20 protein-coding genes are annotated in these 21,396 nt (G+C 69.4%); 1 reads left to right on the top strand and 19 read right to left on the bottom strand.

The features are described 5' to 3' along the window. Positions 1-2 precede the first annotated feature (2 nt). Entirely contained in the window at positions 3-3,188 is a 3,186-nt protein-coding gene (locus ABT352_RS31280; protein WP_350948573.1) for a S41 family peptidase, read from the bottom strand. A gap of 65 nt (positions 3,189-3,253) precedes the next feature. Here ABT352_RS31280 and ABT352_RS31275 point away from each other — a divergent pair, with 65 nt between their 5' ends. After that, positions 3,254-3,844, top strand: coding sequence for a cob(I)yrinic acid a,c-diamide adenosyltransferase (locus ABT352_RS31275; protein WP_350948572.1), 591 nt, complete (start codon positions 3,254-3,256; stop codon positions 3,842-3,844). Between the two features lie 95 nt (positions 3,845-3,939). Here ABT352_RS31275 and ABT352_RS31270 read toward each other — a convergent pair whose 3' ends face one another. The 18 genes from ABT352_RS31270 to prfA form a co-directional block, all read right to left on the bottom strand. After that, positions 3,940-4,350 (bottom strand): DUF2550 domain-containing protein, encoded by a 411-nt coding sequence (locus ABT352_RS31270; protein WP_350948571.1) that lies wholly within the window; start codon positions 4,348-4,350, stop codon positions 3,940-3,942. Positions 4,351-4,394: 44 nt separating this feature from the next. Continuing rightward, positions 4,395-4,802: a F0F1 ATP synthase subunit epsilon gene (locus ABT352_RS31265; protein WP_350948570.1), complete on the bottom strand. Its 408-nt coding sequence runs from the start codon at positions 4,800-4,802 to the stop codon at positions 4,395-4,397. 68 nt (positions 4,803-4,870) lie between these two features. Continuing rightward, positions 4,871-6,298: a F0F1 ATP synthase subunit beta gene (gene atpD, locus ABT352_RS31260; RefSeq protein ID WP_350948569.1), complete on the bottom strand. Its 1,428-nt coding sequence runs from the start codon at positions 6,296-6,298 to the stop codon at positions 4,871-4,873. Position 6,299: 1 nt separating this feature from the next. Next, positions 6,300-7,202, bottom strand: coding sequence for a F0F1 ATP synthase subunit gamma (locus ABT352_RS31255; RefSeq protein WP_350948568.1), 903 nt, complete (start codon positions 7,200-7,202; stop codon positions 6,300-6,302). A gap of 3 nt (positions 7,203-7,205) precedes the next feature. Further along, positions 7,206-8,855, bottom strand: a complete 1,650-nt coding sequence (atpA, locus tag ABT352_RS31250; protein ID WP_350948567.1) for a F0F1 ATP synthase subunit alpha — start codon at positions 8,853-8,855, stop codon at positions 7,206-7,208. Positions 8,856-8,878: 23 nt separating this feature from the next. Further along, positions 8,879-9,688: a F0F1 ATP synthase subunit delta gene (locus ABT352_RS31245; protein ID WP_350948566.1), complete on the bottom strand. Its 810-nt coding sequence runs from the start codon at positions 9,686-9,688 to the stop codon at positions 8,879-8,881. 46 nt (positions 9,689-9,734) lie between these two features. After that, a complete protein-coding gene (locus tag ABT352_RS31240; protein WP_350948565.1) occupies positions 9,735-10,280 on the bottom strand; it encodes a F0F1 ATP synthase subunit B in 546 nt (181 codons plus the stop codon). Positions 10,281-10,310: 30 nt separating this feature from the next. Further along, on the bottom strand, positions 10,311-10,538 hold the full coding sequence (atpE, locus tag ABT352_RS31235) for an ATP synthase F0 subunit C (RefSeq protein ID WP_350948564.1): 228 nt from the start codon (positions 10,536-10,538) through the stop codon (positions 10,311-10,313). 65 nt (positions 10,539-10,603) lie between these two features. After that, on the bottom strand, positions 10,604-11,392 hold the full coding sequence (atpB, locus tag ABT352_RS31230; RefSeq protein WP_350948563.1) for a F0F1 ATP synthase subunit A: 789 nt from the start codon (positions 11,390-11,392) through the stop codon (positions 10,604-10,606). A gap of 67 nt (positions 11,393-11,459) precedes the next feature. After that, entirely contained in the window at positions 11,460-11,675 is a 216-nt protein-coding gene (locus ABT352_RS31225; RefSeq protein WP_343975662.1) for an AtpZ/AtpI family protein, read from the bottom strand. A gap of 72 nt (positions 11,676-11,747) precedes the next feature. After that, the gene (locus ABT352_RS31220) at positions 11,748-12,173 is read right to left on the bottom strand and encodes a Cg1360 family ATP-synthase-associated protein (RefSeq protein WP_350948562.1); all 426 of its coding nucleotides are present in this window, start codon (positions 12,171-12,173) and stop codon (positions 11,748-11,750) included. Positions 12,174-12,325: 152 nt separating this feature from the next. Beyond that, positions 12,326-13,705 carry a glycosyltransferase family 4 protein gene (locus ABT352_RS31215; RefSeq protein ID WP_350948561.1) on the bottom strand — a complete coding sequence of 460 codons (1,380 nt, stop codon included), beginning with the start codon at positions 13,703-13,705 and terminating at the stop codon, positions 12,326-12,328. Between the two features lie 57 nt (positions 13,706-13,762). Further along, positions 13,763-15,028: a serine hydroxymethyltransferase gene (gene glyA, locus ABT352_RS31210; RefSeq protein ID WP_350948560.1), complete on the bottom strand. Its 1,266-nt coding sequence runs from the start codon at positions 15,026-15,028 to the stop codon at positions 13,763-13,765. Positions 15,029-15,248: 220 nt separating this feature from the next. Further along, positions 15,249-15,629: a hypothetical protein gene (locus tag ABT352_RS31205; protein ID WP_350948559.1), complete on the bottom strand. Its 381-nt coding sequence runs from the start codon at positions 15,627-15,629 to the stop codon at positions 15,249-15,251. A 177-nt stretch (positions 15,630-15,806) separates the two neighbouring features. After that, positions 15,807-18,629 carry a hypothetical protein gene (locus ABT352_RS31200; RefSeq protein ID WP_350948558.1) on the bottom strand — a complete coding sequence of 941 codons (2,823 nt, stop codon included), beginning with the start codon at positions 18,627-18,629 and terminating at the stop codon, positions 15,807-15,809. A gap of 167 nt (positions 18,630-18,796) precedes the next feature. Continuing rightward, entirely contained in the window at positions 18,797-19,462 is a 666-nt protein-coding gene (locus ABT352_RS31195; protein ID WP_350948557.1) for an L-threonylcarbamoyladenylate synthase, read from the bottom strand. 10 nt (positions 19,463-19,472) lie between these two features. Further along, the gene (prmC, locus tag ABT352_RS31190; RefSeq protein WP_350948556.1) at positions 19,473-20,327 is read right to left on the bottom strand and encodes a peptide chain release factor N(5)-glutamine methyltransferase; all 855 of its coding nucleotides are present in this window, start codon (positions 20,325-20,327) and stop codon (positions 19,473-19,475) included. A 9-nt stretch (positions 20,328-20,336) separates the two neighbouring features. Continuing rightward, positions 20,337-21,389, bottom strand: coding sequence for a peptide chain release factor 1 (prfA, locus tag ABT352_RS31185; protein ID WP_350948555.1), 1,053 nt, complete (start codon positions 21,387-21,389; stop codon positions 20,337-20,339). Positions 21,390-21,396 lie beyond the last annotated feature (7 nt).

Raw genomic sequence — 21,396 nt, 5'->3', positions numbered from 1 at the left:
AACTACTGGCGGGGTGGCAGCGCGGGACGCCGCCGGGAGGGCCGGGTGGAGCGATCGGGCGGGGTCGCCGCCGGACGCTCCTCCAGCGCGGCCAGCACGAGCCGTACCGCCTCCTCGATCTGCGGATCCCTGTCCTGTGCCCAGTCGTCGGGGGCGATGTCGACCTCGACGTCGGGATCGACACCGTAGTTCTCCACGCCCCAGCCGAGCTCCTCGAACCAGAAGGAGTACTTGGGCACGGTGACGCGCGAGCCGTCGACCAGGCGGTGGGCGTCCTCGATACCGATGACGCCTCCCCAGGTGCGGGTGCCCACCACGGGCCCGAGCTTGTGGATCTTGAAGGCCGCGGTGACGATGTCGCCGTCGGATCCGGCGTTCTGGTCGGTGATCGCGACGAGCGGACCGCGCGGCGCGTCCTCGGGATAGGTGATCGGTGTCATGCCCCTGGGCAGGTCCCAGGCGATGACCCGGCGGATCAGCTTCTCGATGACCAGCTCGGAGGTGTGGCCGCCGCGGTTCCCCCGTACGTCCACCACGAGCCCTTCGAAGGTCATCTCTCTGCGCAGGTCACGGTGGAACTGCGCCCAGCCCTCGGCCACCATGTCCGGGATGTGCAGGTAGCCGAGGCGTCCGCCGCCGAGCTCCCTGACCCGTGCCCGGCATCGGGCCACCCAGTGCTGGTAGCGCAGGCGCCGGTCGTCGCGGAGCGGTGTGACGACCACCCGCCGCCCGCCGCCCAGGGTCAGCTCGACCGGCTTGTCGGCGGCGCCGACCAGCAGCCGCGCGGGTCCCTCCGGCGGCACCGGGCGCCCGTCGACCGCGAGCAGTGCCTCTCCCGGCTGGACGCCCGCCCCCGGACCGGCGAGCGGCGAGCGGGCGTGCACGTCGGAGGACTCCGCGGGCAGCACCCGGTCCACCTGCCAGCGGCCGTCGTCGCCCCTGGAGAGGTCGGCGCCGAGCAGCCCGACCGGTTCTGAGGCCGGGTAGCCCCAGGGAGCGGCGTCGACGTAGGCGTGCGAGCTGCCCAGCTCCCCCAGAACCTCCCAGAGCAGGTCGGCGAAGTCGTCGGCGGTGGCGACCCGGTCCACCAGCGGCCGGTACTCCTCCAGTACGTTCTCCCAGTCGACGTCGGCCATGTCCTCGACCCAGAAGTCGGCGCGCATCCTGCGGCCCGCCTGGGCGTAGGCGTGCCGCCGCAGGACGCGCGGGTCGGCGGTGATCCGGATCCTGGACAGGTCGACGGTCGCGTCGTCACCGTTCTTGCCGCCCTGCTTGCCCCCGGCGGGACGAACCGTGAGCGTGCCCTTGTCGCTGACGACGAGCTGTGTGCCGTCACCGCTCACCCGGTACCAGTCGAGCTTGTCGACCACTTCCTTCCACTCGCGCTTGACCAGGTCGTAGCGGTCCAGCGCCGGGCGGGGCGCCTCGCCGCCCACCTCGTCCCTGTCCTCGCCGAGCTCCCCCGCCAGCGGCTCCCGCAGCCAGACGAACCCGCCCTTGACCGCGCGCAGGTCCGAGTAGCGGCCCTCGGGCACCGGAACCTGCACGACCCTGGCGGCGATGCCCTCCAGGTCCACGGTGAGCGCGCCGTCGCTCTTGCCGTCGCCGTCGGGGCCGGAACCCGAGTCCGAGTCGGGGTCGGCCGCCCTTCCCGCGGCGCTGGGCGCGAACGGGGACGGCGTGGACGCGGACAGCGGCACCAGGTAGGGCCGGTAACCGAAGGGGAAGGACATGTCGAAGGAGTGCGCGTCGTAGACCGGGTCGAAGCCGCGTCGCGACAGGAACGCCAGATAGTCACCCGCGAAAGCGGGTGAGATGTCCACGAACCGGCCGTCGGTGACATCGGTGACGACCCGGTCCGCCACCCTCGCCAGCCTGATCCTGCGCAGCTGGGGGCCGTCGGGGTGCGACCAGGCCAGCCAGGCCGAGTCGGGTGACCAGGTCAGGCCGTGGATCTCCCCTTCGGCCCTGGCCAGCTCCACGGCCTCGCCGGAGGCCACGTCGACCAGGAGCAGCCGTCCGTTCCTGGCGGTCACCGCGATCGTGTTCCCGTCGGGCGCGACGGCGAGGTCACCGACCTCGCCCAGCGTCCCCACGGCGATCCTGCGGCTCTCCCCGCCGCCCGCCGGGACGATCTCCAGCCCCTGCGTCTCGCCGTCGTCGAAGACCCACACCACGCGGTCGTCGCCGAGCATGCGGGGCCGCCCCGCCGACAGGCCGTCGCTGAGCTGCCGCGCAGGGCCGTCCCGGTGCGTCACCCAGTGCACCGTTCCCTGGACCTCCACCGCGCTGGCGCGCCCGGTCGCGTCCACGGCCAGGTCGTGCAACCGCCTGCCCGCGTTGACCTGGTACGGCTGCCGCCCGCGCAGCGGGGAGCCGAGGGTGACGTCGAGTTTGCGGGCCTCGGCGTCGAGATCGTCCAGGAGGTAGAGGTCTCCGGCGTTCTGGTAGACGATCCGGGTCCCGTCGGTGGTGGCGTGCCGGGCGTAGAAGACCTCGTGATCGGTGTGGCGGCGCAGGCCGCCGCCGTCCAGGTCGCAGGAGTAGAGGTTGCCGATGCCCTCGTGGTCGGAGAGGAAGACGAGCCGCCCCCCGACGAGCATCGGGCTCGCGAGGTGGCCGTTCAGGTCGGTCAGGATCCGGGTGAAGTCACCGTCGCCGCGCCGCACCCACAGGCGGCCCGCCGTGCCGCCCCGGTAGCGCTTCCAGACCGCGGGGTCGCGGGGAAGCCCTCCGGCGAGCAGCGCCACTGTGTCCCCCGCGGTTCCCCCCGCCATCGACAGGTCGTTGACCGGGCCGTACGGCAGCCGCTCGACCCGTCCCTCACCGAGCGCGTAGGCCCAGGTCTGCGAAGCGAACGGCTGGCCGGTCGCGCTGATCGCGAGGACCTCGCCGTCCGGCGTCCAGCCGCGCGTCCGCGTCCGCGCGTCTCCCCAGTAGGTCAGCCGCTCCGCGGAACCGGACTCCAGGTCCGCCAGGTAGACCTCGGGAGCGCCGTCACGGACACCGGTCCAGGCGACCCTGGTACCGCCTGGCGAGAGACGAGGGTGGCTCGCGGGGGCTCGGTCCAGGGAGAGACGCCACGCACGGCCGCCGTCCGCCGGGGCCGCCCACACGTCGTCGTCGGCGACGAAGGTGAGCGTCTCATGGGAGATGTGGGGGAATCGCAGGTAGAAACCAGAAACCATCGACAAATCATATGGTCCTCTATCAGGTTAAACAGGATGGTTTTCCTGCCGATACGCTGAGCCTCATGACGCGAGCTGACAGAGACAACCCGGTGGTGCTCTCGAAGATCTACACCCGTACCGGGGACGACGGCACGACCGCGCTCGGCGACATGAGCCGCACTCGCAAGACCGATCCGCGCCTGGCCGCCTACGCGGACGTCGAGGAGGCGAACGCCGCGATCGGCGTCGCCCTCGCCGCGGGGACCCTGGAGGCGGACATCACCGCCGTCCTCAGCCGGATCCAGAACGAACTGTTCGACGTCGGGGCCGACCTGTGCGCCCCGGTCGTGGAGAACCCCGAGTTCCCCCCGCTGCGCGTCGAGCCCTCCTACATCGACTGGCTGGAGGCGCGGTGCGACGAGTTCAACGAACGCCTCACGCCGCTGCGCAGCTTCATCCTGCCCGGCGGCACCCCGGCCGTGGCCGCGCTCCACGTCGCCAGGACCGTGGTCCGGCGGGCCGAGCGGACCGCCTGGTCGGCCATGGAGGCCCACGACGACGTCAACCCGCTCACCGCGAAGTACCTCAACCGGCTGAGTGATCTGATGTTCATCCTCTGCCGGGTGGCCGCGGGCGGCGACGAGATCCTCTGGAAACCCGGCGGCACCCGCTGAGAGCGAGCGCCGACGGATCCCCACGGAGAAACCCGTCGGCACACGCGGAGAGCGAGGATCGCGCCCGGCCCGGCGGGTGCCGCCGGGCAGGTGGGTCAGGCGACGTCGAGGTAGGCGCTGGGCGGGGCGGACTCCAGCCAGGCGACGAAGCCCGTCAGTGCCCGGTATCCCATCGCGAGCTCGAAGGCGTCATTCCCGTTGCGGCACTCGATCGCCGTCACGCCCTCGATGAACCCGAAGAACTCACCGGACCCGACCTTGCGCCGTCCGGAAACCACAAGGCCGCGCCTCACGATGACGTGGCGCGGCCTTGGGAGCAGACCTATGAGCGGAATCCAGTTGAGGTGGCCGTCGGCGTAGCGGGCCACCCCGACCCGCCAGCCCCGCTTCTTCGACAGGGAGCGCAGACAACAGAGCACCGATCCCCGGGAGCGGGTGAGTATCAGAACCCGAAGGCCCAGGAGGGCGACGAGCAGCCCCAGCACGATGAGAACATCCACCACCATGTCTGCTCGCCCCCCAAAAGCGCGTACAGCCTAAGAAGCAGAATTTATCCGACTTCTTCCCCGGCCGCGCGCAACCGGGCCCTGGCACGCCTCGCCCCGGCGGCCGCGTCCGCGTCTTCCTGCTCGGATTCGACCGAGGCCTGAGCCCGTTCCAGCGCGCTCTTCGCGCGGGCGACATCGATCTCGGAACCCAGCTCGGCCACCTCGGCCAGAACCGACACCTCGTCGTCGGCCACCGAGAGGAACCCTCCGTGGACGGCGGCGACGAGATCGGCCTCGCCGTTGCCTCGCTTGATCTTCAGCAACCCGCCCTCGACGAGAACGCCGAGCACGGGCGCGTGCTTAGGCATGATACCGATCTCGCCGTCGACGGTCTTGGCAATGACCATGTCGGCCTCCCCGGACCAGATCTCACGCTCCGGGGAGACGACGCCTACTCGCAGCTTCGCCACTTTCTCTCCAGTTCCTTATCGAACCAGGCGCCGGTACGGCCGCGTGACCGTACCGGCGCCGAAGGCGACTAGCGGGCGAGTTCCTTGGCCTTGGCCACGGCCTGGTCGATGCCGCCGACCATGAAGAACGCCTGCTCGGGCAGGTGGTCGTAGTCGCCGGCGCACAGACCCTTGAACGAGGCGATGGTCTCGTCCAGCGGGACGTTCTCGCCGGGCTGACCGGTGAACGCCTCGGCGGCGTACATCGGGTGGGACAGGAAACGCTCGATACGACGGGCCCGGTTGACGGTGACCTTGTCCTCTTCCGAGAGCTCGTCGATACCGAGGATCGCGATGATGTCCTGCAGTTCCTTGTACTTCTGCAGGATCCGCTTGGTCTCCTGGGCCACGCGGTAGTGCTCCTCGCCGACGATCAGCGGGTCGAGGATCCGCGAGGTGGAGTCGAGCGGGTCCACCGCGGGGTAGATGCCCTTCTCCGAGATCGGCCGCGAGAGCACGGTCTGCGCGTCGAGGTGCGCGAACGCGTTGTGCGGGGCCGGGTCGGTGATGTCGTCCGCGGGGACGTAGATCGCCTGCATGGAGGTGATCGAGTGACCGCGGGTCGAGGTGATGCGCTCCTGGAGAACACCCATCTCGTCGGCGAGGGTCGGCTGGTAACCCACCGCGGACGGCATACGGCCGAGCAGGGTGGACACCTCGGAGCCGGCCTGGGTGAACCGGAAGATGTTGTCGATGAACAGCAGCACGTCCTGCTTCTGGACGTCACGGAAGTACTCCGCCATGGTCAGGGCGGAGAGCGCGACGCGCAGACGGGTGCCCGGGGGCTCGTCCATTTGGCCGAAGACGAGGGCGGTGTCCTTGAGGACGTTCGCCTCCTCCATCTCCAGCCAGAGGTCGTTGCCCTCACGGGTGCGCTCGCCGACGCCGGCGAACACCGAGGTGCCACCGAAGTTGCGGGCGACCCGGCGGATCATCTCCTGGATCAGAACGGTCTTGCCCACGCCCGCGCCGCCGAACAGGCCGATCTTGCCGCCCTGCACGTACGGGGTGAGCAGGTCGATGACCTTGATGCCGGTGGTCAGCATCTCGGTGCGCGACTCAAGGGTGTCGAAGGAGGGCGAAGGGCGGTGGATGCCCCAGCGCTCGCTGATCTGGAGCGAAGAGGTCTCGACGTCCAGCGACTCGCCCAGGGTGCTCCACACGTGGCCCTTGACGACGTCGCCGACGGGGACCGAGATGGCCGCGCCGGTGTCGGTCACCGGGGCGCCACGGGTGAGGCCGTCGGTGGGCTGCATGGAGATCGCGCGGACGAGGTTGTCACCCAGGTGCTGGGCGACCTCCAGGGTGAGGACCTTCGCCTCACCCTGGAGCTCGACGTCGACCTTGAGGGCGTTGTAGATCTCGGGCATCGCCTCGACGGGGAACTCCACGTCGACGACGGGACCGGTGACCCGCGCGACGCGGCCCACGCCGGTCTCAACAGTCTGTGCAGTCATTTCACTCTTTCCCCGCTGCGGAGTCGGCCAGCGCGTTCGCGCCACCGACGATCTCGCTGATTTCCTGGGTGATCTCGGCCTGGCGGACCTGGTTCATCTGCTGGGTGAACACGCGGATGAGCTCGTTGGCGTTGTCGGTGGCCGACTTCATCGCCCGGCGGCGCGAAGCCTCCTCCGAGGCCGCCGACTGGAGCAGCGCGCTGAAGATGCGCGACTCCACGTAACGCGGCAGCAGCGTGTCGAGGACCTCGCCCGCGTTGGGCTCGAACTCGAAGTAGGGAAGCGGCGTGTCGGACGCCTCCTCCACGCTCTCCTCGACCTCCAGCGGGAGGATCCGCTTGACCACGACCTCCTGCGTCAGCATCGAGACGAACTCGGTGGAGACGATGTGGATCTCGTCCACCCCGTCGTCGTTCGAGAACGCCTCGATCAACGCGCCGGCGATCTCCTTGGCGTCGGAGTAGGCGGGCTTACGGGAGAACCCCGTCCACTGCCCGCCCATCTCACGGTTGCGGAAGGTGTGCCAGGCGACGCCCTTGCGACCCGTCACGTAGGGCACGGGCTCGACGCCCCTGTCCCTGAGCAGGTTGCCGAGCGCCTCCGCCTCGCGAAGGATGTTGGCGTTGAAGCCGCCGCAGAAGCCGCTGTCGCTGGTGACGATCAGGACGGCGGCCCTGGAGGGCTGCTCCTTGGCCACCGTCAGCGGATGGTCGGTGACGGTGGTGTTGCTGACCACGCTCGTGACGGCGTGGGTGATCTCGCGCTCGTACGGCACCGCGGCCTGCATCCGCTGCTGGGCCTTGACGATGCGGGACGAGGCGATGAGCTCTTGGGCGCGGGTGATCTTCGCCGTGGACTTGACCGACTTGATCCTCCGCCGCAGCAGTCTTAGCTGGGCACCCATCGGCTACTTCTTCTCCACCGAGCGGACTCGCTTCGTGATCTTCTCCTGGCCGACCTCGGCCTCGCCGAGCGCGGCGACCGGCTCGTCGTTGACCAGGTACTCACCGGAGGAGGTCTCGAAGCTCTTCTTGAACTCGGTGATGGCGTCCTTGAGGACGGTCACCGTGTCGTCGGACAGGTCACGGGTCTCGCGGATGCCGTCGAAGACGCCCTTGTTCTCACGGCCCAGGTAGTCGAGGAACTCCGACTCGAAGCGGCGGATGTCCTCGACCGGGACGTCGTCGAGCTCACCGGTGGTGCCGGCCCAGACCGACACGACCTGCTTCTCGACGGGGAACGGGCTGTACTGGGCCTGCTTGAGCAGCTCGACCAGGCGCTGACCGCGCTCCAGCTGGGCGCGGGAGGCCGCGTCCAGGTCGGAGGCGAAGGAGGCGAAGGCCTCCAGGTCACGGAACTGCGACAGCGACAGACGCAGGGTGCCGGCGACCTTCTTCATCGCCTTGATCTGCGCCGAGCCGCCGACTCGGGAGACGGAGACACCGACGTTGATGGCCGGACGCACACCCGCGTTGAACAGGTCGGTCTCGAGGAAGCACTGGCCGTCGGTGATGGAGATGACGTTGGTGGGGATGAACGCCGAGACGTCGTTGCCCTTCGTCTCGATGATCGGCAGGCCGGTCATCGAGCCGGACCCCATGTCCTTGGAGAGCTTCGCGCAGCGCTCAAGGAGACGGGAGTGCAAGTAGAAGACGTCGCCGGGGAACGCCTCACGGCCCGGCGGACGGCGCAGCAGGAGGGAGACCGCGCGGTAGGCGTCGGCCTGCTTGGTCAGGTCGTCGAAGACGATGAGGACGTGCTTACCCTGGTACATCCAGTGCTGGCCGATGGCCGAACCGGTGTAGGGCGCGAGGTACTTGTAGCCGGCCGGGTCGGAGGCCGGAGCGGCGACGATGGTGGTGTACTCCATCGCGCCCGCCTCCTCAAGGCGGCCCTTGACCTGGGCGATCGTGGAGCCCTTCTGGCCGACCGCGACGTAGACGCAGAGAACCTGCTTGTCGGGGTCGCCGGAGAGCCAGTTCTCCCGCTGGTTGAGGATGGTGTCCACGGCGACGGCGGTCTTGCCCGTGCCACGGTCACCGATGATCAGCTGGCGCTGGCCGCGGCCGATCGGCGTCATGGCGTCGACCGCCTTGAGGCCGGTCTGCAGCGGCTCCTTCACCGGCTGGCGCTGGACCACCGAGGGGGCCTGGAGTTCGAGGGCGCGCAGGCCCTCGGCCTCGATCGCGCCCTTGCCGTCCAGGGGGACGCCCAGCGGGTCGACCACCCGGCCGAGGAAGCCGTCGCCGACCGGCACGGACAGGACCTCGCCCGTCCGGCGGACCGACTGGCCCTCCTCGATCTTGCTGAAGTCACCCAGAACGACGACACCGATCTCTCGGACGTCCAGGTTCAGTGCCAGGCCACGCGTGCCGTCCTCGAACTCAAGCAGCTCGTTCGCCATCGCCGAGGGAAGGCCGGAGACATGGGCGATACCGTCGCCGCAGTCGACGACGGTCCCGATCTCCTCGCGCGCGGCACCTTCCGGCTCGTACGCCTGGACGAAGCGCTCAAGTGCGTCCCGGATCTCGTCCGGCCGGATCGTAAGCTCCGCCATCTCTCTTCAGTCTCCCTATTCGCCTAGCCGGCCAACCGGCGGCGGACTTCTTCGATTCGTCCCGCGATGGTGGTGTCGATGAGGTCGTCCCCGATGTGGACCGAGAACCCTCCCAGCACCCGCGGATCCACCTCGACGTTCAGATGAACGTCGCGGCCGTACGAGGTGCGCAGCCACGTGGCGAGACGCTGCTTCTGCACCTCCGAGAGCACGACGGCGCTGCGCACCACCGCGACGAGGCGCTGCCGCTGGGCGGCGACCAGCCTGCCGAACTCGGCAAGCCCACTGTCCAGGCTACGTCCTCTCGGATGCAGCACAAGCTGGATGAGCAGGCGCAGGGTGGTGGGGGCCACCTTTCCTGCCAGGAGGGAGTTCAGCAGCTCCCGCTTGGCCGGTGCCGGGGCCGCCGGCGCCGTCAAGGTCCGGTAAAGCTCCAGGTTCGAGGCGGTGATCCGCCCGAACCTGAACAGCTCGTCCTCGACGTCGTCGAGCCTGCCCTGTGCCTCCGCCTCGGCCGCGGCGGCGATGACGCCGAGGCGCTCCAGCGCGTCGGCCAGGTCGCCCAGGCGCGCCCACTTGGCGGACACGGCCGCGATGACCGTCTCCAGCGCGGCACCGCTGATCTTGCCCTCCAGCAGCACCCGTACGACCTGCGCCTTCTGGGCCGCGGGACGTGCGGGGTCGGAGAGGTTGCGGCGGAGCCCGTGCTCACGGTCCAGCAGGTCGGCGACCGAGAAAAGCTCGTCGGCCAGCGTGCCGAGGTCGGCGCTTCCCGCCACGGCGTTGAAGCGCTCTTCGACCTCGGCCAGCGAGGCCCTGCTCAGGCCCCTCATCGGCTGCTCACCGACACTCGCGCGTCACGCCCGGTTCGCCGCGTCATCAGCGGACCGCCGCGCTGCTCGACTCGAGCTCCTCAAGGAACCTGTCGACGGTACGGCGCTGACGCGCCTCGTCCTCCAGGGACTCCCCGACGATGCGGCCGGCGAGCTCGATCGACAGGCGGCCGAGCTCGGTGCGGAGCTGGGCGAACGCCTGCTGGCGGTCGGCCTCGATCTGCAGGTGCGCGGCCTCGACCAGGCGGCGGGCCTCGGCCTGCGCCTCCTCGCGGAGCTCGGCCTTGATCTGCGCGCCCTGCTCGCGGGCCTCCTCACGCAGCCGCGAGGCTTCGTGACGGGCTTCGGAGAGCTGGTCCTTGTACTGCTTGAGCAGCGCCTGGGCCTCGGCCTGGGCGTCCTCGGCTCGCTTGATGCCGCCCTCGATCGCGTCGGTCCGCTCGGCCAGGGTCTTCTGGATGCGCGGGGTGAGGATCTTACCGACGACGAAGAGGACGACGAAGAACGCGAAACCGCCGACGACCAGCTCGTAGAGGTGCGGCATGAGCGGACTGTTGCCCTCGGCCGCCAGGAGCTTAGCTGCGGTAGTCATCGATGCAGCCTTCCGTCAGGGTGTTTTCTATCAGAGGCCGTAGATGAACGGCGCGACAAGACCGATCAGGGCCAGCGCCTCGACGAGCACGAAGCCCAGCAGCATGTTCTGGCGGATCAGGCCGTAGGTCTCGGGCTGGCGGGCGATGGCCTGCAGACCGTTACCGAAGATGAGACCGACACCGATGCCGGGGCCGAGCGTGGCGAGTCCGTAACCGATGGAACCGATGTTGCCGGAGACCTCAGCGATGACGTTCATTGCTGTTTCCTTTACAAGATGGCCGGTGAACGAGTCTCACCGGTCTGAACTGGACGAGAAGGGTCTTAGTGCTCGGCGTGCAGCGAGCCGCCGATGTACATCGCGGCGAGCAGCGCGAACAGGAAGGCCTGGAGGAACTGGATGAACATCTCGAACCCGGTCATCGCGATCGTCATGATGACGCCGACGACACCGACCGGGGCCCCGAGCGGCGTGAGCTGCTCGAAGAGGAACCAGAAACCGACGGCGCTGAAGAAGGCGAGGATGATGTGGCCCGCGAACATGTTGGCGAAGAGTCGCACGGCGTGGGTGAACGGCGCCACGATCATGTTGGAGAGGAACTCGATCGGCGCGAGCAGCAGGTAGATCGGCTTGGGCAGGCCGGGCGGGAACATCATGTTCTTGAAGTAGCCGATACCGCCCTGGTGCTTCACACCCAGGTAGATCTTCAGCACGTAGATGCTCACCGCCAGGACGATCGGGAAGGCGATGTGCGAGGCGACCGGGAACTGCAGGAAGGGGACGACCCCCATCAGGTTCCAGATCCAGACCAGGAAGAACAGGCTCAGCAGCAGGCCCATCCAGCGGTCGGCGTCCTTACCGAGGAAGGGGCGGGCCACCTGGTCGCGGACGAACGTGTAGCCGACCTCGCCGATGTTCTGGATGCCCCTGGGGACCAGCTTCGGGTTGGCGAAGGCCGACCAGCAGAAGGCTATGACCAGGAGCGAGCTCAGCAGGGCGAGCAGGACCGGCTTGGTGAACCAGGCGACGCCGGGAATGATCGGGGGGAGATCGAACAGCTCAAGCCCGGGGGCCTTGAACTCGTCGGCGGCGAGGACCGTCAGCGCCTTCACGCGGCGTTCCCTTCAACGTGGTAGTGGATCAAGATTGCTTCCTCAGCGAAGCGACCGCCGCGCGAGGTCAGCGACCGTATTTCCGGTAGACCAGGTAGATGGCGAGAACGACACCGACGATCACTCCGATCGGTGTGAACACAGCCACGCCGGTCCAACGGCTCAGCAACCAACCACCGCCGCCGTACAGAATGATCCCGGAGAGAATGTAACTGGGAACCGACCAGGCAGCATTGGCGAAGTCGCGGCCATCGCTCTCGGGCCTGCGTTCTTGTTCGCTCATTGCGGGCATGACAATAGCAGCCAGGCAGATGACTAGTCATATCGGGTGCCCACCGCCCGGTCATAATACGCCTCACCGGGGGTCACCCCGACCGGGAACGGTCGCACTCGGGTCGACGTAGAGCATCTTCGTCTTCATGAACCCCCACATCTCACCGGCCGTCCAGACGACGGTGCAGATGATCGCCGACCAGCCGAAGGCGCGGGGCTCGAAGGCCGTGGCACTCTCGAAAGTTTTAAGGAGCGCCATGATGATCAGGACCTTCACCGCGTAGGTGACGATCGCGGCGACCATCATCATGGCGGGAGAGATCCTGCTCGCGTAGGAGACCGCGACCAGGCTCACCGTGAAGAAGACCGCCACCACCAGGAGGCCGAGCGCGGCCCCCAGCGCCCCCTTGCCACCGGAGAGCAGCGTCGCCGCGAGCACGACGACCACGCCCGCGGCGGCGGTGGGTATCACGGCCCCTTTGAGGACGCGCACGTCGTTGGCCTGCATCGGCACTCCCTGTGGCTGTTATCAAGCGAGCGATTGCTACGTCGTAGATCCGGCCGGCCCCCGGACCCGTTAGTGAAAGCTATCACAAGCTCTCGGAAGGCCGCCTTTACCTGCTGTTTCAAGTAAACGATCAAGGTGTTGGTGAAAACGGCTCAAAGCGGCGTCTCAGAGTTCGAGAAACCCTGACGGGGAGCGCTGAGCGACAGGTCGGGCAGCGCCGAGAGCGTCGCCGTGTCGTCGCCGGCGGCGGCCGGACGGGGTCCCGACGCCTCCGAGGGATACGGATGGGGCCTGCCCCGGTGCGGCTGCCCGCCGGGACGCGCGTGCCGCCCCGGCCCCTCCGCCGGACCCGCGGGACCCGTGGGAGAGGCGGGATCCGGCCCACCACGCCCCTCGGTCCCCCCCTCGGCCTCCCCCTCGGCCCCGCCGAGGTCGCGGCGGGCGCGCCAGCGGGGCAGCGCCATCATCACCAGCACACCGATCGCGAGCAGCACGGTGAGCGGGAACAGGATGAGCGGGACGCCCTCGATGGACAGCGCCACGACCGCGAAGGCGAACAGGAAGGTCCACGCGTACATGATCATGACGCTGCGGCGGTGCGAGTGGCCGATGTCCAGCAGCCGATGGTGCAGATGCCCCCGGTCGGGTGAGAACGGCGACAGGCCGTTGGACGTGCGCCGGATCACCGCCATGATCAGGTCCAACAGCGGGAGCACCAGGATCGCGACCGGCACGAGCAGGGGAAGGATGACGGGGAAACGGTTGATGCTGCTGGAGTCGAGCGGCGTGACCAGGATCATCGTGGAGGCGAGGACCAGGCCGATCAGCATCGCCCCCGTGTCGCCCATGAAGATCTTCGCCGGGTGGAAGTTGTGCGGCAGGAAGCCGAGGCAGATCCCGATGAGCACCGAGGCGATGACCGCCGTCGCGTTGATGCTGGTGTTGCCGTAGTCCTTCGACAGGGCCACCGAGTACGTCCACGTGGCCATCGCGGCGATGCCGACGATCCCCGCGGCGAGCCCGTCGAGCCCGTCGACGAAGTTGACCGCGTTGATCATGACGACCACGATCAGGATCGTGATCAGCGGGCTCAGCGTCGAGTCCAGGATGGTCTGCCCGCCCAGCGCGGTGGGCAGCGGGAGCCACGGCAGGCTGACACCGAAGGTGACGAGCACCCCCGCGGCGCCGATCTGCCCGGCGAGCTTGACCAGCGCGTCCATACCCAGCCAGTCGTCCAGGAAGCCGGTCAGCGTGATCAGGCCACCTGCGGCGATCAGCGCGATCACGGTCTTGCCCTGGCCCTCGGCCGCCAGCTTGCCCCCGGCGTAGGGCAGCTCTCCGGCGATCAGCAGACCGGCGACCAGGCCACCGTACATCGCCAGGCCACCGAGCCTGGGGGTGGGCGTGGTGTGCACGTCACGGCTGCGAACCTCGGGCATGGCGCCGATCCGAACGGCGAAAACGCGGATCAGGGGAACCAGCAGGTACGTCACCGCGGCCGCGACGAGCGCCATGAGTAGGTATTCGCGCACGGAACCAGTTTCGCGGATAGTCCGGCCACCTGTGACCGGAAAACGACACAGAACAGCTCATAGTTCGCTGGGATATATCTGATGAGCCCTCGTCAACACCTCGACGCGCTCCCGTATCTCCCCCGTCGCGTCCGGATCTCGGACGGCCTGCGCGACCATCGAGGCCACTTCCTTCATCTCCTCGGGGCCCATTCCCTGAGTCGTGACGCAGGGGGTGCCGACCCGGATCCCCGAGGTCACCGTGGGCGGCTCGGGATCGTAGGGGATCGCGTTGCGGTTCAGCGTGATCCCGGCCGCCTGGCACCGCTGCTCGGCCACCGCTCCGGAGATCCCGACATCGCGCAGATCGATCAGCGCCAGATGGCTGTCGGTGCCCCCGGAGACCGGCCGCATGCCCTCGGCGGCGAGCGCCTCGGCCAGCACCTGGGCGTTCGCCACCACCTGTCGCGCGTACTGCGCGAACTCCGGCCGCAGCGCCTCGCCGAACGCGACCGCCTTGGCCGCCACCGCGTGCATGAGCGGGCCCCCCTGCACGAACGGGAAGACCGCGCGATCGATCCTGGGTCCCAGCTCCTCCGTGCACATGATCCCGCCGCCTCTCGGACCGCGCAGCGCCTTGTGCGTGGTGAAGGTCACCACGTCCGCGTACGGCACGGCGGACGGCAGGGCCAGTCCGGCCATCAGGCCGACGGTGTGCGCGACGTCCGCGAGCAGCCAGGCGCCCACCTCGTCCGCGATCCCGCGGAAAGCGGCGAAGTCGATCTCACGCGGATAGGCGGTGGCGCCACAAATGATCATCTTGGGCTGGTGCCGAAGCGCCAGCTCCCTCACCTCGTCGTAGTCGATCAGCTCGGTGTCCCTGCGCACGCCGTACGCCACGACGTCGAACCAGCGTCCCGAGAAGTTGACCTTGGAGCCGTGGGTGAGGTGGCCGCCGTGCGACAGCTCCATCGCGAGCATGGTGTCGCCGGGCTGGAGCAGGGCCGCGTAGGCGGCCAGGTTCGCCGAGGCGCCGGAGTGGGGCTGCACGTTGACGTGCTCGGCGCCGAACAGCAGCTTGGCGCGGTCGATCGCGAGCCGCTCGGCCCGGTCGACGACCTCGCACCCGGCGTAGTAACGCCTGCCGGGATAACCCTCGGCGTACTTGTTGGTGAGCGTCGAGCCGAGCGCGGCGAGCACGGCGGGTGAGGTGAAGTTCTCGCTCGCGATCAGCTGGACGCCGCCACGGAGCCGGTCGAGCTCGTCGAGGAGCACACTCGCGATCTCCGGGTCCTCGCGCTGCAGAAGACCGAAATCCGGCCCGTAGTACGGTTCTGCGCCCATGGCTCACACCCCGAAGACGACGACTCACCCCCACTGTAAGCCCGCCCGCCCCCGGTTGTCCCAGGTCAAGGACGTGCCGCCCCGGAAGGCGTGTCGCGAGGGAGCGCCCTCATCGCAGAGACCGCATCGCAGGAACACCCGTCAGGCAGGCGCGACGCCGCCCGGAGAACCGTCCCACGAGACCGCGTGTCCGGAGGGTCGGCACCCCGGCGGGGCCGCCTCACGAGAACGCGTGCGGGGCTCCGGATCTGACCGGCACCCACCTCGGCGTGTCGGCCGCCTGGTCGCTGATCGACGTCAGGACCGCCTGCCGGTAGAGGCCAAGGCGGGTGCGCCACTCCGTCATGTCCTCGACGTAGCGGCCCGAGACGGGCGCGTCCCAGACGTCGCTGCTCCTGGCGAGCTGGTAGGCCTTGTCCAGGCTGGAGGTCAGCGTGTCGAGCACGGGGAGCACCTGCCTCCACATCATGACCAGCCGCTGGTAGTCGGGGTTGAACTCCCACGACGTGGCCGCGTCCGGGGACGGCAGGCCGGTGCTGGCCGAGGCCGGAGGGGTCTCCCCCGGCTGCATCGGCTGCGGTGCGGGTGGATCCACGAACATCACAGGCTCCTCACCCTCGCTGACACGCTCCCTGCCTCCTGCTCACTGACCCTCTTCACTCGCCGACCACGCTCAAGGACGAGGACGAACCGCCGGCACACTCACCGCCTGCCGCCCTTCGCTTCCCAGGCGCCCCTCACCCACCCGCTCGCCGCCTCGACGCCGCCTTCGCGACGGTCACCGGCCGTCCCCCGGAGGCGGGATAGGCCGCAGCGGATCTCCCGCCTCCACGTCACCCGCAGGACCGTCGGGCCGGATGTCCATGGGCGCCCAGGCGCCCTCGCCCCAGGTCTCCCCGTCGGGCACGCTCACGCCGGGCATCTCCAGCGGTTCGATCTCGCGGGCGTTGTCGGCGAGCGTCCTGAGCGCGTCGAGGTCGAGCGGACCCGCCTCCGCGGTGACGACGTCACTGCCGTCGTTCGCCCACCGGGCGACCGAACCCCCGTCCTGCTGTGCGACCGGTTGCGTGTCCGGTCGCACGGGCGGCTGCGCGTCCGGCTGTACGGCCGGTTGCGCGGACACACCCCCGGGAGCCGCTCCCGCCTGTCCGGAAACCCCCGCCGCATCCTGCGCCACAGCGGAAACCGCGTCGCCGACGGCCGGCACCCGCATCCCGTCCGGCCGCGCGGCCTCACCCGAGGACGTATTCGCCGTCTGGATCGCGGGCTCGCCCGAAGCCGTCCCGACGGGCCGGAGCGCGGCCTCACCGGTGGACCGGGAAGGGGAGTCTCCCTGCGTCACATCGGCGGGCCTCGGGGCGGGATCGCCCGAGGTCGTACCCGTGGACTGGGGAGTCGCGTCGCCACCGGTGCCCGGCGGCTGGACGGTCTGGTCCGTGGTCGGGCCCGCCGTGTCGAGGAGCGGGTACGCGGGCTTGGCGGAATCGAGCGGCTGGTGCGGCTCGACCCAGCCGGGCTGCCCCCCGGTGACGGAGACGTTGTCGACCCCCGGCATCTCCAGCGGCGGGATGTCCTCGATGTTCTTCAGCAGCTCGTCGACCTCGGCCGCCGTGGGCGCGTCGAGCGGGATCTGGAGCACCTTCACCCCGTCGACCTCCACGACCTTCGCCCTGGAATCGCCGCTCTGGTCGATGTCGTCGGGGTGATCCTTCCTCGGGGTGTCGAGAACGGTGTCGCCGGACGACCCTCCCCCGTCTCTGGGCGAGCGCTCGTCGCCCTTGGAGCCGGTGTCACTCTTGGCGTCGGAATCGTTCACGGGCGCGTTCCCCGTGGAATCCCCGCGCGGCGTCGTCTCATCACCCTTGGAGCCGGTGTCGCCCTTGGCGTCGGAATCGTTCACCGGCACGGTGCCGGTCGAATCCTGCCCGCGCGGCGTCGTCTCATCACCCTTGGAGCCGGTGTCGCCCTTGGCGTCGGAATCGTTCACGGGCGCGTTCCCCGTGGAATCCCCACGCGGCGTCGTCTCATCACCCTTGGACCCCATGTCGCCCTTGGCGTCGGAATCGTTCACCGGCACGGTGCCGGTCGAATCCTGCCCGCGCGGCGTCGTGTCGCCCGAGTTGATGACCTCCCTCCCCCCGTCGTCGGCCCTGGGCGGCTCCGGCGTGGGCGTGGAGTCCCCCTGCGGCGCCCCGGGCGCGGGGGCGGTGTCCGGGTTGGGAGCCCCGGGCGTACGCGGGAGGTCGGGCGTCTCGCGCGGCGCGGTGTCGACAGGCTGCCCTCCCCCCTGCGGGTTCTCCCCCGGTCCGGGAACCGCGGGCTTCAGATCCTCGACCCTCGGCGTCTCAGGATGCGTCCCCTCGGTTCTGGGGACGTCCGGCGCGGGCGCGGAATCCTGCCTGGGCACCTCCGCGCCCTCGGCGTTCGGGGCACCCGGCGTGGGCGCGCCCTCGACGTTCGGCATCTCGGGGACGCGACCCGGCGCGGGGGCCTCCGGCCGGGTGTCCTCGCCCCTCGGCATGTCCGGTACGGACTGGGAGTCCGGGTTGTACACCTCCGACGGAGGCACGGCATCGTCCCTCGGAGCCTCCGGCACGGGGTCCGGGCGGGGAGGCTCAGGACGGGGCTCCTCGGCCTTCGGAGGCTCGGGACGTGGTTCCTCCGCCTTGGGAGGTTCGGGACGGGGCTCCTCGGCCTTGGGCGGCTCAGGTGTCGGATCGGGCCTGGGAGGCTCAGGACGCGGCTGCTCCGCCTTGGGCGGCTCAGGCGTGGGATCGGGCCTGGAGGTCTCGCGCGGCGGGGTCTCAGTCGGTTTCGCGGTCTCCTTGGGCTTCTCCCGCTCCTCCTTGGCCTTCTCCCCCTCCCGCTCTTCCTTGGCCTTCTCTCCTTCGCGCGGAGAGGTCTCGTCGGCCTTCGACCCCGTTTCCGGTTTCCGGTCGTCGGCCCCGGACGCCTCGGGTTTCCGCGTCTCCTTCCGATCATCCCGCTCATCCCGCGGGGAGGTCTCGTCGCTCTTCGAACCGGCCTCCGGCTTGGCCTCGTCGGCCTTCGGGGAGTCGTGCTTGGAGTCAGGCTTGCTGTCGTGTTTGGAGGAGTCTTTGGGATCGTCGCGCTGGGTGGCCTCCGCCGACTGGTCGCCGACGCGGGGCTTGTCGTCCGCCCCGACGGCCGGCTTGAGGTCGTCCGCCTTCGGGGTCTCGGGCTTGGCCCCGTTCTGAGAACCGCTCTCCGGCTTGGCGCCGTTCTGGGAGCCCGACTCGGGCTTGGCACCGTTCTGGGCGTCCGTCTCCGGCTTCGCGCCCTCGCCCTGGGAACCCGCCTCGGGTTTCGTGTCCCCGGCCTTCGGCTCGGTGGGGGGCGCCGTCCCGTTCTGGTTGACCCTCTTCTCCAGCAGCGCCACGCGGGCGGAGACGTCGCGGACCATCACGTCGCACGCGTCGGCGATCTGGACGGGTCTGTGGGTCGACTGAGAGGACAGGCCCGCCCCGCTCATCATCTGCGAGACCTTGCCTTCGACGTCCCGCATCCGCTCGGCCGCCCGCTGAACCTCGGACAACAGATCGCGGACCAGCTTGGGGTCCATTCCTTCGAACTTGCCCATGGACGTCTCCCAGGAAGTGTCGGCCCACTTCAAGGTACCGGGGAGACAGCCCGGCGTCACGGTGATAATCAGATGGCATGGATCACGGCATATGCCGGAGACGCGCGCTCAGACATCGGGGCGCCCCCGTGGAGGCGCTCGCCCGTGTCCTCACACCGCCCTCACCGTCAGTCGCCGGGCTCCGGACCCGCGTCCGTGGCGACGTAGCCGATCACGCCGCGCAGCTTCTCCACGCTGATCGCCCCACGCCGCAGGAGCCTGGGCACCGCCGTGGTCAGATCGAGGATCGTCGAGGGGATGTCGCTCTCGCACGGCCCGGCGTCGAGATAGACCGACACCGAGTCGCCGAGCTGCTTCTCCGCGTCGGCGGCGGTGGTCGCCGCGGGGGCACCCGAACGGTTGGCGCTGGAGACGGCGAGCGGGCCGGTCTCCTTGAGCAGGTCGAGGGCGACCGCGTGCAGCGGCATCCGGATCGCGACGGTGCCCTTGGCGTCGCCGAGATCCCACGACAGCGACCGGTTCGCCCGGCAGATCAGCGTGAGCGGTCCCGGCCAGAAGGAGTCGATGAGATCCTGGCCGTACGGACCGAGGTTCTCCACCAGGGCGTTCGCGGCCCGGACGGTCCCGACCAGCACGGGAACCGGCATGTCACGGCCGCGTCCCTTCGCGTCAAGCAGGGCGGTGACCGCGGCGGGCGTGAAGGCGTCGGCGCCGACACCGTAGACGGTGTCGGTCGGGAGCACCACGAGCTCCCCCCGCTGGAGGGCGGACGCGGCCTCCAGGAGGCCCGTGGCTCGCTGGGTGGCATCCATACAGTCAAAACGTCGGCTCACGGCGTGCATCCTATTCCTGGCCGAATCGAGCGGTGACGAAGCGGTCCCTGCGAGTCAGGTCCTGGCGGCTGCGAACGTCGCGCCAGCCGTTCTCCTCAGAGAAGATCAGATAGACCGGAGTGCCCTGCTGGTCGGCGTGTTCCACGGCGACGAACCCGCCGGGGCGCAGCAGCCGCCTCGCGGTCCGCTCCACCGCCCTGACCTCGTCGAGGCCGTCGCTGCCCGATCCGTACAGCGCGCGGTGCGGGTCGTAGTCGCGGACCTCGGGGTCACGGGGGATCGCGCCCGGCGGGATGTAGGGCGGGTTGGAGATCACCAGGTCCACCTGGCCGTTCAGCTCCGAGAGGGCGTCGGCCAGGTCCTCGGGGTGCAGGTGGACACGGCCCTGGCCGTGTTCGATGATGTTGCGTTTCGCCCAGGTGTACGCGCCGGGATCGACCTCGACCGCGTGCACGGTGGCGAGCGCGACCTCCTGGGCGATGGACAGCGCGATCGCGGCCGAACCGGTGCCGAGATCCACGACCACGGGCGAGGCGACGTCCATCTCCCGCAGCCGATCGATCGCCCAGCCCACCACGACCTCGGTCTCCGGGCGCGGCACGAACACGCCTGGCCCGACCTCCAGGGACAGGTAGCGGAAGTAGGCCCGCCCGGTGATGTGCTGGAGCGGCTCGCGGGACTCCCTGCGGGCGACGCCCTCCCAGAACAGGGCGTCGAAGTCGGAGTCCTTCACCATGTGCAGCTCACTGCGGCGTACGCCGTGCACACACGCGGCGATCTCCTCGGCGTCGGTGCGCGGCGACGGCACACCTGCCTCGGCGAGCCGGGCGGTGGCGAGGGCGATCTCGTCCAGCAGAAAGGTCATGGGCGCGTTCTATGAATGGGCGGCGAGCTTCTCCGCCATCTCGGCGTCGAGCAGGGACTGGATGACGGCCGTGAGATCCCCGTCGAGCACCTGGTCGAGGTTGTAGGCCTTGAAACCGACGCGATGATCGGAGATGCGGTTCTCGGGGAAGTTGTAGGTGCGGATGCGCTCGGAGCGGTCGACCGTGCGGATCTGGGACTTGCGCTCGGCCATGGCGGCGGCGTTCGCCTCCTCCTCGGCGATCGCCTGCAGGCGTGCCCGCAGGATGCGCATCGCCGACTCCTTGTTCTGGAGCTGGCTCTTCTCGTTCTGGCAGGAGGCGACGACACCCGTCGGCACGTGGGTGATCCGCACGGCCGAGTCGGTGGTGTTGACACTCTGCCCGCCGGGTCCGCTGGAGCGGTAGACGTCGATACGGAGATCGTTCGGGTCGATCTGGACGTCGACATCCTCGGCCTCCGGGTAGACGAGCACGCCGGCGGCGCTGGTGTGGATGCGCCCCTGCGACTCGGTGACCGGGACCCGCTGGACGCGGTGCACGCCGCCCTCGAACTTGAGCCTCGACCAGACGCCCTCGTCGCCCCTCGCCTTCAGGGCGATCGTGACGTCCTTGTAACCGCCGAGGTCGGAGTGGGTGGCGTCGATCAGCTCGGTCTTCCAGCCGATCCGCTCGGCGTACCGCAGATACATCCGCAGGAGGTCTCCGGCGAACAGGGCGGACTCCTCGCCCCCCTCGCCCGCCTTGATCTCCATGATGATGTCCTTGTCATCGTTGGGATCGCGCGGGACGAGCAGGTGCCTGAGCTTCTCCTCCAGCTCGGGAATCCGGGCCTCCAGCTCCTTCGCCTCCTCGGCGAACCCCTCGTCCTCCGAGGCGAGCTCCCTCGCCGTGCCGAGGTCGGACTGGACGCCCTCAAGCTCGCGGTAGGTGGCGATGATCGGGGTCAGCTCGGCGTAGCGCCTGCCGAAGGTGCGCGCCTGCTTCTGGTCGGCGTGCACGGAGGGGTCGGCGAGCTTGAGTTCCAGCTCGGCGTACTCACTGAGCAGCTCGTCGAGATTCACCGTGCGT

This window comes from Streptosporangium sp. NPDC000563 (assembly GCF_040299985.1).
Classification (GTDB): domain Bacteria; phylum Actinomycetota; class Actinomycetes; order Streptosporangiales; family Streptosporangiaceae; genus Streptosporangium.
The sequence above is the reverse complement of the archived record's forward strand: the minus strand, read 5'-3'. Positions and strand labels throughout refer to the sequence as shown.

Coding starts and splice junctions, on each gene's coding strand:
- ABT352_RS31275 (WP_350948572.1), top strand. CDS start 3,254: ATGACGCGAGCTGACAGAGACAACCCGGTGGTGCTCTCGAAGATCTAC.
- ABT352_RS31280 (WP_350948573.1), bottom strand. CDS start 3,188: ATGGTTTCTGGTTTCTACCTGCGATTCCCCCACATCTCCCATGAGACG.
- atpE (WP_350948564.1), bottom strand. CDS start 10,538: ATGAACGTCATCGCTGAGGTCTCCGGCAACATCGGTTCCATCGGTTAC.
- prmC (WP_350948556.1), bottom strand. CDS start 20,327: ATGACCTTTCTGCTGGACGAGATCGCCCTCGCCACCGCCCGGCTCGCC.
- ABT352_RS31245 (WP_350948566.1), bottom strand. CDS start 9,688: ATGAGGGGCCTGAGCAGGGCCTCGCTGGCCGAGGTCGAAGAGCGCTTC.
- glyA (WP_350948560.1), bottom strand. CDS start 15,028: ATGGGCGCAGAACCGTACTACGGGCCGGATTTCGGTCTTCTGCAGCGC.
- ABT352_RS31220 (WP_350948562.1), bottom strand. CDS start 12,173: ATGCAGGCCAACGACGTGCGCGTCCTCAAAGGGGCCGTGATACCCACC.
- ABT352_RS31240 (WP_350948565.1), bottom strand. CDS start 10,280: ATGACTACCGCAGCTAAGCTCCTGGCGGCCGAGGGCAACAGTCCGCTC.
- ABT352_RS31255 (WP_350948568.1), bottom strand. CDS start 7,202: ATGGGTGCCCAGCTAAGACTGCTGCGGCGGAGGATCAAGTCGGTCAAG.
- ABT352_RS31225 (WP_343975662.1), bottom strand. CDS start 11,675: ATGAGCGAACAAGAACGCAGGCCCGAGAGCGATGGCCGCGACTTCGCC.
- ABT352_RS31270 (WP_350948571.1), bottom strand. CDS start 4,350: ATGGTGGTGGATGTTCTCATCGTGCTGGGGCTGCTCGTCGCCCTCCTG.
- atpD (WP_350948569.1), bottom strand. CDS start 6,298: ATGACTGCACAGACTGTTGAGACCGGCGTGGGCCGCGTCGCGCGGGTC.
- ABT352_RS31205 (WP_350948559.1), bottom strand. CDS start 15,629: ATGTTCGTGGATCCACCCGCACCGCAGCCGATGCAGCCGGGGGAGACC.
- ABT352_RS31200 (WP_350948558.1), bottom strand. CDS start 18,629: ATGGGCAAGTTCGAAGGAATGGACCCCAAGCTGGTCCGCGATCTGTTG.
- atpA (WP_350948567.1), bottom strand. CDS start 8,855: ATGGCGGAGCTTACGATCCGGCCGGACGAGATCCGGGACGCACTTGAG.